Genomic DNA, 13,098 nt, shown 5'->3' with positions numbered 1-13,098 from the left:
TTCCTCCCTAGCTTGCGCCCAGTTTGATTCGGACCTGCAATCCGCCCAGCTCGGAACGCGACACCTCAATGCCGTATTCCTCTCCGTAACGGAGTTGAATTCTTCGATGCACGTTCAAAATTCCCGTCGTTTCCTCGATCCGGTTCGTGGAATGACGCAGCTTCTCCCGGAGAAGCTCAATCTCCTCATCGGTGATGCTCTGGCAGCCGTTATCTTCCACGTAGATGGAGAAAACGCCGTCCTTGTGCCCGCTATGCACCCACAGCTCGCCGGGCTGAAGCATATTGCCCAAAGCATGCACGTACGCATTTTCGATGATTGGCTGCAGAATAAGCCTCGGAACGTAAAGTTCGGGGAAATCCCCTTCAAACAGCACTTGAATCCGCTCCCCGTAACAGATCGATTGCATCTTCACATAGGTGCGGGAATGCTCCACTTCAAGCTCGAGCGGGATTTCATCCTCGGCGTTCCGGGTAATGAACTGGAAGTATTGCCCGATATACAAACAAAACTGATAAGCCTTCTCCTTCTGACTGTCCGATTTAATCAATCGGCACAGCACGAAGAAGCAATTATATAAAAAATGAGGATTGATCTGCGATTGCAGCCGTTTCAGCTCCGAGCGCTGATTCCGGATTTGCTGCTCGTAATTTTCCTCGATTAATGTTTTCAAGGATTGGATCGTATCGTTAAACGCTTGGTACAAATAGCCGAATTCATCCGCTCCGCGATCGATGACGATCGGCTCCAGCCGGTTCATCTGAACCCGCCTGAAGGAATGCACCAGCTTCATCAAAGGCCGATATATAAATCGCAGCAGAAAATACGTAAAAAACAACACGATGCACACCGCAAGCGCGCATGCCCACCAGAATAACGTCCGGTACATCTGCAGCGAACCCAAAACCGTCTCTTCCGGTATGAATGTGATCGAATAAGCGTTCAAGAGCGTTGAATATTGATAGACGACAAGAAACGGTTTCTTGTCATACGTTATCGTCTCGTAACCTTCATCGGATTGCGCCGCCCGCTTGTTTAAGGCAAACGATTTCATCTGTTCCGCCATAGCCGGGTCTGCCCCGTTTTCGATGTCCCAGCCAAGCTCCAAATTAAGCAGGACGCTTTGGCCGCCCCGCGTGCCGCCGATTTGCGCCAGCGTTTCCCTGATCTTGTTCTTGGCTATCTCGACCCCTACAATATACGACGGGCGTTTGGCCGTACTGGGATATTGCATCGTAATAAACAACCGGTCCTTCCAATAAATGAACGGTTCCGCAGCCCGTTTCGGGTTTTCCTGCATCGCCGCATATTCCTGACCATCCATGTGGGTTTCGAAGCTGTTGCTGAGAATGGTGCGATTAATGAGCGGGATATACGCCTTGGCTTCATGGATAAAAGGACTTGAATTTTTCATCAGCTCAAGCCGACGCTGGATGTCCAATATTTTGCGCCCGCGCTCGTAAGAGCTCATATCGTTGCCCGTCGTCGCGATTTCCATCAAATCTTTGTCCATCACATAGTTCGGCAAATAACGGCTGATTCGATCGGTCTCCTTGTTTAGCGAGTCCATATAGAACCGCGTCGTATTCAGGACCGACTCCGTGATCTCGCCGCGGATGTTGTCCGCGCCCTTCTCGTTGATCGTCCACGTAATCGCCATTAGCGGCAATAAAGCCGCCAAAAAGGCAGCCATAATTTTTTTGAATATGGAGGAATCATGCAAAAAGAATAAGCTCTTCATCCGTTGTCCTCCTGTTGCGGCTTGTCGGGCGCTCTGAGCTTATTCTTTCACGCTCCCCATGACAATCCCTTTGATGAACATCTTCTGCAAAAACGGATAAACGATGAGAATCGGAAATGCCGCCACGAAAATTTGCGCCGCTCTGCTAGTGCGATCCGACAGCTTGAGCAACAATTCGGCGTTTTCGGCTTTAATGAACCGGAAATCCATCTTGACGATAACCGTCTGAAGAAACGTTTGCAGCGGGTAATTTTCAGTATGATTCATATACAGCATTCCGTCAAACCAGCTGTTCCAATGGCCCACCATCGTGAACAGTCCCGTTGTCGCCAGCGCGGGCAAAGACAGAGGCACGTAAATTTTCCATAGGGTTTTGAAATGGCCTGCGCCGTCGATCCGCGACGATTCCTCGAGCTCCTTGGGCAAGCCGCGGTAAAAGTTGAGCAGCAGAATCACGTTGAATACCGGAATGGCCGTCGGCAGTATTAATGCCCATAAGGTGTCGATTAAACCGAGTGATTTGACCGTCAAATAAGTAGGGATCAGACCGCCGCTGAACAAAATCGTAAATACGAAAAACCAGGCGTACACCGTTCTGAGCCGAAGTTGGCGCGGGTCCTTGGACAAAGGATATGCCGTCAAAATGACCAAAAACATGCTGAGCGACGTGCCAAGGACAACGCGCTGCACCGATACCCAGAACGCGCGCAAATATTCCGGCTTGCCGAACACGTTATTGTACGCGGCCGTCGTGAAATCAACCGGCCATAAGGAAACCTCACCGGCCGCCGCCGCATTGCCGGAGCTGAACGAAATCGCCAATATATGAATAATGGGCATTAGGCATAAGAACGATATAATCGCCAGAAAGACGAAGTTGCACGCGACGAACACCCTTCTGCCCAATGATCTCTTGATAGTCACAGTATGTCTCCCTTCCGAATGACGAACGTTAGAAAATGCGGTAATTCGCTACTCGATAAGCTAGTAGGTACGAAACAGATATGAATATGAACGATACGATCGATTTCAGCAGGCCCACAGCCGTGGCGAAGCCGAATTGCGCTTGCTGCACGCCCATGCGATAGACGAAGGTATCGATTATATCCGCGCTTTCATACACCGTCGGGCTGTACAGGTTGAAGATTTGTTCAAAGCCGGCGTTGAGCACGTTCCCGATATTCAGCGTCAGCATCAGGATGATGATCGGCATCATGCCGGGCAGCGTAATGTGGAACGTTTGTTTGATGCGCCCCGCACCGTCCATTTCCGCTGCTTCATATAGCGACGGATTGATGCTCGTTAATGCGGCCAAATAAACGATCGTGCCGAAGCCGAATTCCTTCCATACGTCCGACAGGACCATGACATACGGAAACCAATCGTTGCTTCCGAGGAAAAAAATCGGCTTGATGCCGAACAATCCGAGCAATTGATTCAAAATGCCCGAGGACGGCGATAAAATATCGACCAAGATGCCGCTCAGCAGAACCCAGGACAAAAAATGCGGCAAGTAGACGAGCGTTTGGAACGTTCGCTTGATCCATTCTCTGCGCAGCTCGTTCAGCAATATGGCAATCGTGATCGGCACGATCAGGCCGGCGATAATTTTCATCACCGAAATATAAATCGTATTGAAAAAAATGCGTCCGATATCCGGATAATCGATCAGCAATTGAAAGTTTTTCAGGCCCACCGAAGGGGAGCCGAACAAGCCCTTGTTCGGGATATATTTTTGAAAAGCCATGACGATTCCCGCCATCGGGACGTAGCTGAATATGAGAACCAGGACGATTCCCGGAAGCAGCATCATATGAAGCGGCCATTCTTTCTTCCACATCCGTGCTAGTGCATTCATGCCATTCACCTCGCTGTATGACTAATTGTTGCAAAAAGAGGGAGGGACGGCTTACCCGCCCCATCCCTCCTTTCGCCTTCGGTTGCGATTATTTGTGAGTCGCGTACCACTCGTTGACTTCTTTCGTCATGTCGTCGCCGCCGAGCTTCTTCCACTCTTCCACGAATTTATCGAATTCGTCGACAGGCACTTGGTTCATGATGATTTTGAAGTAGATTTCATCCCGCTTCTTGAGCAGAATTTCTTGTCTGTCCGCCATGGTCGTGGTCGGTGCGCCGTAAAATTTGTTTTGCAAATATTGCTTGTTCTGCTGAATCGGCGGAATGAGCGAGTATACGCCTTTCGGGCCGGAAATCAAGTATTCCCACCACATGCTCGTATCGCCGTCCACATATTTCATCGCGCGTTCATAACGCGTTCTTTGGTCCTTCGTCTGAAGGTTGCTTGTATCCTTATTCTCAATCGCCTTCGGCAGCACTTCGCCGTTGTTATCCAGCTGTTTGCCGACGCGAAGCGGGCTGAGCAGCCAGTAGTTGTTGCCTTTCTCTTTGCGGTCTTTGCCGAATTCATATACTTTTTGCTCTTCAGTCGGATGATTATCGACGGCGATCCATTGGTTCAGCAATCGAATGACGCCTTCCGGATGCTTCGCTTTTTTGGAAACGACGTAATATTCGTCAACGCCCAGTCCGATTTGCGATAATGCCGGTTTGTCGTCGACCGACGGAATCGGGAACACGCCCCACTCCTGCACGACCTTGCCGTCCTTCACAGCGCCCTTCACGAGCTGCGCCGGCGTCCACGATGCGCCGAATACGATGCCGATGCTGTTGTTGTAGATCAGCTCCGCTTCTTTCTCCGTGTCTTTCACCGTGAATTCAGGATCGATTAAGCCTTTCTTGAACATCTCCTGCAGCGCGGCGAGCGCATCCTTCACTTGCGGCTGAATATCGCTGTTCACGAGGCCGCCATTGCCGTCCTCGATCCACATATTTTCATAAGCATGGTATCCGTTGAGGAATGCCCGAAGTCCGGTTACCCCGGTATCGATGCTGAACGGGTTTTTGCTTACGGCTATTCCATATGGCGTGCCCGTGCCGCCCGGATCTTTGGCTTTGAACTCCTCGGCAATCTTCATCAGGTCCGCCATCGTTTTCGGCTCCGGCAGATTCAGCTTTTTCAGCCAATCCGTACGGACGAACATGTACTGATAGTTGAACGGGTTGTATGAGCTTGGGATACCCATCAGCTTGTCGTCGAACGTGGCCGTCTTCATCTGCATGCCGCCGTCCATCGTCAGAAACTTCTTCGTTTCTTCCGTGGCGTTCTTGTCGTACACTTCCGTCAGATCCATGATCATGTCCGCTTCGGTCAGTTCTTTCAATTGGGTAGCGTTCACCAAGAGGAAGTCCGGAAGATCGTCGGATGCGATCGTGATTTTAACCTTTTCCTTGAACTGTGTAACGTCGGCCACCCATTTATTCGTAATTTTTACGCCGATATCTTTTTCGTACGCGTCATACACGGAATTTTTGTCAAAGCTTTCGCCTTCGTCGAACTTCAAATACGGATCGCTTGGCGAAGCCGTCGAAACTTCGATTACTTCGTTTCCTTGCTGCTCATTCGTCGTGCTGCCCGATTGTTGTCCCGTCTGTTCCGCCGGTTGTTTCTCCGAATCGTTGCCGGTTTTGCCGCAAGCGGTTAGAACCAAGCAAAGAGTCAAGACGACGGACCAAAGTACCTTCGATTTCCCCTTCATATTACCCCTCCACTTTGTTTTTGTAAGTCCTCCGGAAAGATCTTATGGCCATCTCGCCTCGGCCTATCCTCCGAGGCACGGGATGACGCTGTTCCGTGAGGTTCTCTCCCTAGTTCAAGTATAGGCAGGGATGCAGGCTTCATCCATATACTTGTCTTTACTTTCGTATACACCTCTTGTGGTAAACAAATGTATATGAAAAGTAAAAAATTATCTATTTGAATGAAAGTTCATGTTTCTTATGATTTCAATCAGAAGGTACTTTTTCATCTTCTGCATGGATCGTTAAAATATAGGGAAAGGAGGAGCATTCCGGTTTTGAACGATTTCTAATTTTGAAAGCGTTTTATTATAACATGGGAAGGGGCACGTTTAATGAAATTGAAAAAAAGATGGGCGGCGATGGCACTTAGCGCAGCGATGTTGTTTTCGCTTGTTCCGGCCGTGCAAGCGGAAGAGGTTCAGCCAAGCGTCCGCAATCTTGCCGCAGGGCTGAACTATATGTGGTCGGAGCAGCCGGAGGCGCAGTATCCCGACACCAACCCGGACGGCAGCCAAAAGCTGACGGACGGCAAGTACGGCGCGTTACATTACTCTGACCCGGCGTGGGTAGGACAACTGAAGAAGAAAACACGCGAGGTCGTGTTTGATTTAGGCGAGAAAAAGTCGATTTCGAACATTAAAGCTCACTTTATGCAGGATTGGCCAAACGCCGCCATTCTTGTACCGTTGTCGGTTTCGATGTACGTCTCCGACGACAACACGAATTGGGGAGCGCTTTCGCACAACGCTACCCAGCTTCTATGGGGGGACTCGCCTACGCCAAGAGAAGAGACCTTCGAATGGGACGGAAACCGCGACGGCATCAAAAGCGTAGGCCCCGATGCAAAAATCGCCTATGCCCGTTATGTGAAAGTCGTCTTTCCGATGCATGGCCGAGCTTGGAGCTTCATCGATGAAATCGAAATTTCGGGTACGGATGGCCAAGCCGAAGGCGCGGTCACAGTTCCTGCTGATCCGGTCGGCTTCTTGCAGCCGGGAGAAGCGACAGGCGGCATTCGCAATCTGGGATTGCTTTATAACGGACAATATGCGAATGGCCTTGGGGATTGGTCGAAAGAACGGATCATTCCGAACATCAGTTATGTCAATCAAGCCGGGGAACCCTCAGATTGGCTGTTTGACGGCGTTCTATTTCTCGGTCTTGCCGCGCCGAACGGTCGCGTATTCGACGGGGGAGCCGATCCGGGCGCCGGAGCCAGGATGGATGAGTGGAACTGGTACCTGGATAAGACGCTTGGCGCAGCCGGTGATATGCAGCAATTAAACGAAGCGACGAAGGAAGTCGGGACCAAGCTCGGTCAACCCGATTACAAAGAAAAAGTTGTTTTGATGATTCCGAATCCAGGCGAATATTTAAGAGATTTCGGCGTTGTGGATGGGGAAGCTTTAAATTTTAATGCTGGAGACGTCGGAGAAGAGCAAGCGCTTTCGAATCGGGAAAAAGCGATCAAGTGGTGGCTGGATCAAGTGCAAGCCAGATGGACGGCGGCTGCTTACTCCAATCTTGAGCTTGTAGGAATGTATTGGCTGGAAGAACAAATCAGCACAAGCCAGAAAGGCCCGGAATTGATTCGTTTAGCGAGTGAATTGGTACATGACAAGGGATTGAAATTTTTCTGGATCCCGCACTCCGTGGCATATAAAAGCTATATGTGGAAAGACGTCGGTTTTGATGCCGTAGCTCTCCAACCGAACTATTTCTTCGATCAAATGAGCTACGACCGTCTGGAAGATGCCGCGAACACAGCCAAGCGGTTTGGCATGTCCAATGAGCTGGAGTTTGACGATCGCATGCTGACGGACGGCGCATTCCGCGAGCGATATGTCGATTATTTGAACAGCGGCGTCGAAACCGGCCTCATGCTGGAAGGCTTCAAAGCCTACTACCAAGGCAATAATGCCGTTTACAATTCGGCGAAGAGCACGAGTCCTTCCACGCGTATTTTGTACGACTGGCTATATCAATTCGTCAAAGGCACCTATGAAAAAAATAACGCCGCCCCTCCGGACGTCGAGGTGCAAATGAACGGAACGCCGCTGCAAGGCGAAATTGTCGTGCCGGATACGGAAACGGTTCATTTCACGTGGAACATTAAAGACGACGACGGCAGCGGACTTGCGACGGCAACCGCTACATTCGACGGCAAGTCCTATGCGGCGGGAACCCCGATTCCGCTGGCGGGCAAGCTGGGCAAGCACGAGCTGGTCATTACCGTGACGGCAGGCAAGTCCAAGAAAACCTCGTTTGTCATTGAAGCGGCTACGAACGCCGAAGGCATGAAAGCGTTGGTGCAACGCTTCGCGGGTGAACAGCAATTCAACAACGCGGAAGCGCCACGCACCCTGAACAACTATTTAGAAATGATGGGGCGTTATGCGGGGACAGACAATAGCCTATTTGTGAAATATTTGAAAGGCTTTAACGCCAAGCTGGACCTTGTGAAGGAAGAGCAGCTGATCTCAGGCAGTGCGTACGACGCATTGAAGGCAGGCGTCTACTACCTCATGGGCAACCTGGCACGGAATAAAGCCGTGGAAGCTTCTTCGATCGAAGGCGGCATACCGAACTATGCGCCGCAAAAAGCGGTCGACGGATTCCCTGCCTCCAGATGGGCGAGCGAATATACGGACAATTCCTGGTTCCTCGTTGACCTTGGCGCTCCAACGGAAATGGACACGGTCAAAATCGACTGGGAATACGCCCGTGCGCATACGTTCCAGCTGCTTGTCTCCGACGACAAACAGAACTGGACCAGCGTTGTCCAGGAAAACAACGGCGTCATAACGGCGCATGACGGCAAAGATACGATTCGTTTCGCACCGGTTAAGGCGAGATACGTGAAATTCCAAGGCATCCGCAGGGCAACCGAATACGGCTATTCCTTCTATGAGTTCGGCGTATATAACCTCTCGGGAGCCGAACTAGCGAAGCCGATCGATGGCGTGCAAGTGGCAGCCGATGCCTCGGAGAAAGAAGCCGCTATCAACGGATTACTTATGAACGGCAAGCTCGCGAGTGTGAATTTACGCGTGCTGAATCCGCACGGCAAGCTTGCTTACGAAGGGAAAACGACCAGTACGGAAGCCGGAAGCTTCCAGTTCAACTTCGCAATGAAAGGCGGGCCGAAGGGAACTTATACGGCCTATCTGACAACCGACGGCATGAGCGAACCGTTGAAGGTTGCTTTTGAGTACAAGAAGGTAAAATAATAGGTCACTGTGGCAAGTAAGAGGGCTAAATACTTAACGCTGAAAGCATGGCTCAACAATATGTTACGGCGATTCGAGAACAGAGGGATGGCTTTTCCTCTGTTTTCGTTATTACTGCATCGGATAAGCTTCGATTAGCCTGTTCATGTTTTTGTCTTTATCCGCGATGAACTGGTTCATGTAAACATTGCCGTTCCTGCGATTAAATGAATCGGCCAGTGAAGCGATTTCGCGATCCAGCCAGTCCAGTGTTACGCGATCCGACTCGGCAAGCTTCTTTCTGCGTTTTTTCTTGTTCCACTCCCTGAGGAAAATCCGAACGGAGAGAAAATAATTGAATCTGTCCCAGCCAACCTTGCTCTCCAAGCCATAATGAATCGTTCCATTGTAGATTTTCACGGCCTTGGACATATCCGTAACTGTAAAAAACTCCAGAAATATGCCTTGCTCCTCGATGAACTGCGGTCCTTTCAGCACACGGAGCGCTTTCTTCGCGATCGCGGCCGCCTGATCGTACGCATTAAGCTTCAAGAGAGGCACGATCATTTGGCCGTATGTATTCTGCGGTACGGATCTGCAGCTCATTTTGCCTTCAAGTATAGGCTTAACCGCCTGCAGTCCCTTCTTGAGATGATTAATCTTGAACATGTATTCGCCGAACAAGTTTTGCTCGCAAGCCTTGCAATCGGCCAGCGCGTCCCGAGGCGTAGACCGCCACAGCTTATAAAACTCCGCAGCCTCCGAGATCATCCCCTGCGACAGCATGAAGTTTACTTTTTGTTGGTAATAGGGCCGTAAATTGTAGCCGTACTTCAAGCATCTTTCTTTAAAATCCTCGTAAATGCGCTCGACCTGCTCCAAGCTGAACTCCGGCATCCGCCATATTTCATTCAACACCCACTTGTAATGCCACAACAAACCGTGATGAGAATACTCGCTAGGCGAATTGTCGAACTTCGACAAGCACCAGGAGAAAGCCACTAGCATTCTTTCCCGGCAACCGGCCTCCAGCGCCGCGGACATATAGCCCATCCGGGTGTTATAACCGTCCTCTTCCGTCATATACCGATCGGCGAGTACAATCATTTCCTCCAGGACGGCCAGCTTCTGCTTTCCATCCGGCATATTCCAGCTTCCGCGCCTTAATTCGTTGAAACGGTGCTTCATCGGCTTACCTCTGCCCCGTCGAGGCCCCTGTTCATGAACTGAAGCAACGATTCGTTCATCATCCTTAATTCCGCCTGGTCCATCGGATGGTTGCCCAGAAGCAGGGCCTGCGTGTAAAACAATTCGATGCTAGCCTTCCGCAGCTCCGGATCGCGGGATTCCATCGCTTTGCGGACCATTGGGTTATTGAAATTGTAACAAAGCCGCGCATACACCGGTTCGTACATCTCGTTTTTGATGATGCGAACAACTTCCGCGAAAAGCGGGTTTGCTTCCTTCTCGCTTTCATCCGCCACCTTGAAAAAATTCGCTTCCTGATTCGTATTGTACAATACCGGAATGTCCGCCGGCTCAAACCATCTGACCAACGAACGGCATTGGAAGTTTTCCAGCAATCGATCCGAATGATCCACAAATGGCTGAACGGCCCGCTTCTCTTCAAGACTCAGCTCTTCGAAGCGATTGGCGAACTCGAGGATGTTAAGGATGCCGACGGTAACGTTGTCCGTCACCGACGGCACCCTCCGCACCAAATCAAGATCATGGACGTATCCGCCGTTGATGACCAACAGGTTCTGTGCCTTGGCGACACGGGCGACTTGCCTGAATTCGTCGAGTGACACCGTAACCAGAATGGACGCGTGATCGCGTAGAATGTCCGCCATTTTCATATCGCCGTAAGACGTTTCGAAGCTCAAATGGCGGATGAAAAGCGCATATAATTCATCGTCCTCAACCGCCATGGCCTTAATCGACGCGTAGTGAACGAGTACGATTCGCTGGAACAGATCCGGATTACTCTCGGAAAGTCCGATCAAATACCGCTTGATGCATTCCCCCAGCTCGTCCCGAACCGCGAAAAATAAATCGTTTTCTTGGAAAGCCTCCCTGGATGCCGTTGGCCGCAAGCTGTCCGTGTTAATGATGCCGTTAACGAAAAACGCCCACGGCGGCAAGATGTTGTTCATTTTGTCGGACAGCAGCATGTTTTTCAAATAAACACGGTGCTTCTTCTCGTCCTGCAAACTAACCGCATAAGGAAGAATGTAAGCGATACCCGTCACGCCCCCGATCGTGGAGGTTAGCGGTATGATATCCATAGGCTTGGAGTAAATGACGTTTTCGACGTAAGCCAGCGCCTCTTGCTTGTCCAAACTCCATGGCGGGTTCGTCATGTTGATTTTCCGTTCGTATTTGTCCTCGGTCAACAAGATGGGGTACGGCAAATATTCGCCGTATTTCGCCAACAATTCGTTGACGCGATAAAACTCGAAGTACTCCTCATAATCCGGCTTCGCTCTCAGGTAAACCGTCGTCCCGATCGGGACTTCCCGCTTGATTTTATTTATCGAGTACGTCCCGTCCGGCCTTCCCCGCCACTCTAACGGTTCGCCTTCGAGCGCGGAACGGGTAATCAGCACGATTTCTTCGCTCACCACGAAACAAGACAACAGCCCGACGCCAAACTGGCCTATAAAATCGTCCGCAGCATCCTGTTGGTCTCTTTTCGTTGAACTGCCGATCCTTGCGAGAAACAGCTCGATTTCCGACTCCGTCAGCCCGCATCCTTTGTCGGAGAAAGATAACGTGTTGGACGAGAACACTTCCACTTTGACAGCTTCTTCAAAAGTATGCCCAAGCCGTCTCCTGGCAGTGATGGCGTCCACGCCATTCTGAAGCAACTCGCGTATGAACACACCGGGGTCCGAGTAGAGGTGGTTGGATAATAAATCGATGACGCCCTGCAAATTAACTTGAAAATTCAAATTTTTCATTGGATCCCTCATAACCATTAATAGAGTTGCTTGTAAGATTCATTATACCAAAGCGGAAAAGGGTGTAAATATTGGCATATACAAAAAATCGCCCCTTACCTTACAAAAAACAACCATCGCCGACATGAAGTCGGCAATGGTTGTTAGGGTAATTTGTTTACTTGTCGATAAGATCGGTTGTCTTGGTTTGCGATCAAGGCTGTCACTTCGGCACGCGTCATAGATGCCCCCCCGTTTTTCGGCTACGGACGTGCCTCATAGGATTCTACCCGCCCCCGGCATTTTCCGAATACATGAGGCAAGTACAAACACCGCAGGAACGACTAAGCCGCCGATCAGCATGAATTTCAGCAAAGGAAACAAGTCGAGGCCTTGCAGCCAGTACGCGAAATATACCGCAACTAACGGATGGAGGATGTATGCCGCATACGCTTGGGCGGATAACCATGAAGATGTTTTGGAATCCCGGTTCATCCGGTCCCGGAATTTGACCAGCAGTACGTACGATATGCTAAGTCCCAACAGCGGATCGCTGAAGGAATAGAAAGCGGACTGCCAAGTAGCCCCACCTTTAAAAGCATCGATATTCCCGTCCAAGGCTCCTCCTAGAATCATGACGACCGGCAGTGCAATGATGACAACGACCATCACCCAAATCCATTTGCGGGCCGTTTGGGCCTTAAATTGCTGCAGCCATTGCCCCCGATAAGCAGCGATACCCCCGATATATAACCCGATATAAGCCGGAAAGTAAGCAAGCTGAAGGGAAAGCACCGTCTCCCCGATGGGAAGCCATAGACGGATCAGAAAATTGGCTGCCCCGGTCAGCAGAAGATAGATGACAAGCTTGCGATTTGTCCATTTGGGAACAGCCGAAGCTTTTCGGTTCTTGTTCAAAATACGAAATACGACATACCCGATGGAGAACAGCAGCAGCGCAAACAAAAACCATAACGGACCGGGTTCGAATTCGGTCACGCCTCTGAATGGTTCGGCCCACACTTGATCCTTCAAGTAAGCGGAGAAGCTGCCCCCATACCCCGTCGAGATATAGGATAACAGCGGGTCCGCGATCAGCATAAATCCGAGAATGGGCACCCCGTAACGGACTATGCGATCCTTAAGAAATAAGAAGCCGCCTTTGCGGTCGTAAGAAGCGGGTGTTACGTAACCTGAAATAAAGAAAAACAAACCCATAAAGAAAGATTGATTCACAGCCGTGAACAGCGTTAATACCGCCTCCGTCAGCATATTGCTTCGGTGCTCGTAATAATACCAGCCTCCCTCGCCTCCGTAAGTGATGGCGGTATGATGCAGCACGACAAGGACGGTTAGCCAGACTTTTAACCGGTCGAGATAGATCAATCGTTGTGAATTCATGTAACAGTCCTTCCTCCCTTATTTCATCTGTTCTCAAGGTATCACAACATAACCAACGTCATCACCGAAGAATGTTGATGCTTCCCCCGCAAACTTTTTGCGGTGAGACCATGTTTTCTTTTCGGTCCCGCGCGAACATCCTTCG

8 protein-coding genes are annotated in these 13,098 nt (G+C 50.4%); 1 reads left to right on the top strand and 7 read right to left on the bottom strand.

What is annotated here, in order from left to right; translation table 11 throughout:
• Positions 1 to 7: 7 nt before the first annotated feature.
• The 4 genes from AC0LWM_RS25080 to AC0LWM_RS25065 form a co-directional block, all read right to left on the bottom strand.
• Positions 8 to 1,741, bottom strand: coding sequence for a sensor histidine kinase (locus AC0LWM_RS25080; protein WP_474677744.1), 1,734 nt, complete (start codon positions 1,739 to 1,741; stop codon positions 8 to 10).
• A gap of 39 nt (positions 1,742 to 1,780) precedes the next feature.
• Positions 1,781 to 2,665 carry a carbohydrate ABC transporter permease gene (locus AC0LWM_RS25075; RefSeq protein ID WP_474677743.1) on the bottom strand — a complete coding sequence of 295 codons (885 nt, stop codon included), beginning with the start codon at positions 2,663 to 2,665 and terminating at the stop codon, positions 1,781 to 1,783.
• Between the two features lie 28 nt (positions 2,666 to 2,693).
• A complete protein-coding gene (locus tag AC0LWM_RS25070) occupies positions 2,694 to 3,599 on the bottom strand; it encodes an ABC transporter permease (protein ID WP_474677742.1) in 906 nt (301 codons plus the stop codon).
• 88 nt (positions 3,600 to 3,687) lie between these two features.
• The gene (locus AC0LWM_RS25065) at positions 3,688 to 5,358 is read right to left on the bottom strand and encodes an extracellular solute-binding protein (RefSeq protein ID WP_474677741.1); all 1,671 of its coding nucleotides are present in this window, start codon (positions 5,356 to 5,358) and stop codon (positions 3,688 to 3,690) included.
• A 375-nt stretch (positions 5,359 to 5,733) separates the two neighbouring features.
• Between AC0LWM_RS25065 and AC0LWM_RS25060 the strand changes: the two genes are divergently transcribed.
• Entirely contained in the window at positions 5,734 to 8,631 is a 2,898-nt protein-coding gene (locus AC0LWM_RS25060) for a DUF4855 domain-containing protein (RefSeq protein ID WP_474677740.1), read from the top strand.
• Between the two features lie 111 nt (positions 8,632 to 8,742).
• On the opposite strand, the gene AC0LWM_RS25055 is transcribed toward AC0LWM_RS25060, so the two are convergent.
• From AC0LWM_RS25055 to AC0LWM_RS25045, 3 genes are all read right to left on the bottom strand, one after another.
• Positions 8,743 to 9,798, bottom strand: coding sequence for a hypothetical protein (locus AC0LWM_RS25055; RefSeq protein WP_474677739.1), 1,056 nt, complete (start codon positions 9,796 to 9,798; stop codon positions 8,743 to 8,745).
• Positions 9,795 to 11,573: an HSP90 family protein gene (locus AC0LWM_RS25050; protein WP_474677738.1), complete on the bottom strand. Its 1,779-nt coding sequence runs from the start codon at positions 11,571 to 11,573 to the stop codon at positions 9,795 to 9,797. Before AC0LWM_RS25050 ends, AC0LWM_RS25055 begins: the two co-directional genes overlap by 4 nt.
• Positions 11,574 to 11,828: 255 nt before the next feature.
• Entirely contained in the window at positions 11,829 to 12,953 is a 1,125-nt protein-coding gene (locus AC0LWM_RS25045; RefSeq protein WP_474677737.1) for an acyltransferase family protein, read from the bottom strand.
• Positions 12,954 to 13,098: the final 145 nt, after the last annotated feature.

The organism is Paenibacillus sp. sgz302148, assembly GCF_056120465.1.
The sequence above is the reverse complement of the archived record's forward strand: the minus strand, read 5'-3'. Positions and strand labels throughout refer to the sequence as shown.

Coding starts and splice junctions, on each gene's coding strand:
- AC0LWM_RS25045 (WP_474677737.1), bottom strand. CDS start 12,953: ATGAATTCACAACGATTGATCTATCTCGACCGGTTAAAAGTCTGGCTA.
- AC0LWM_RS25080 (WP_474677744.1), bottom strand. CDS start 1,741: ATGAAGAGCTTATTCTTTTTGCATGATTCCTCCATATTCAAAAAAATT.
- AC0LWM_RS25070 (WP_474677742.1), bottom strand. CDS start 3,599: ATGAATGCACTAGCACGGATGTGGAAGAAAGAATGGCCGCTTCATATG.
- AC0LWM_RS25050 (WP_474677738.1), bottom strand. CDS start 11,573: ATGAAAAATTTGAATTTTCAAGTTAATTTGCAGGGCGTCATCGATTTA.
- AC0LWM_RS25065 (WP_474677741.1), bottom strand. CDS start 5,358: ATGAAGGGGAAATCGAAGGTACTTTGGTCCGTCGTCTTGACTCTTTGC.
- AC0LWM_RS25060 (WP_474677740.1), top strand. CDS start 5,734: ATGAAATTGAAAAAAAGATGGGCGGCGATGGCACTTAGCGCAGCGATG.
- AC0LWM_RS25055 (WP_474677739.1), bottom strand. CDS start 9,798: ATGAAGCACCGTTTCAACGAATTAAGGCGCGGAAGCTGGAATATGCCG.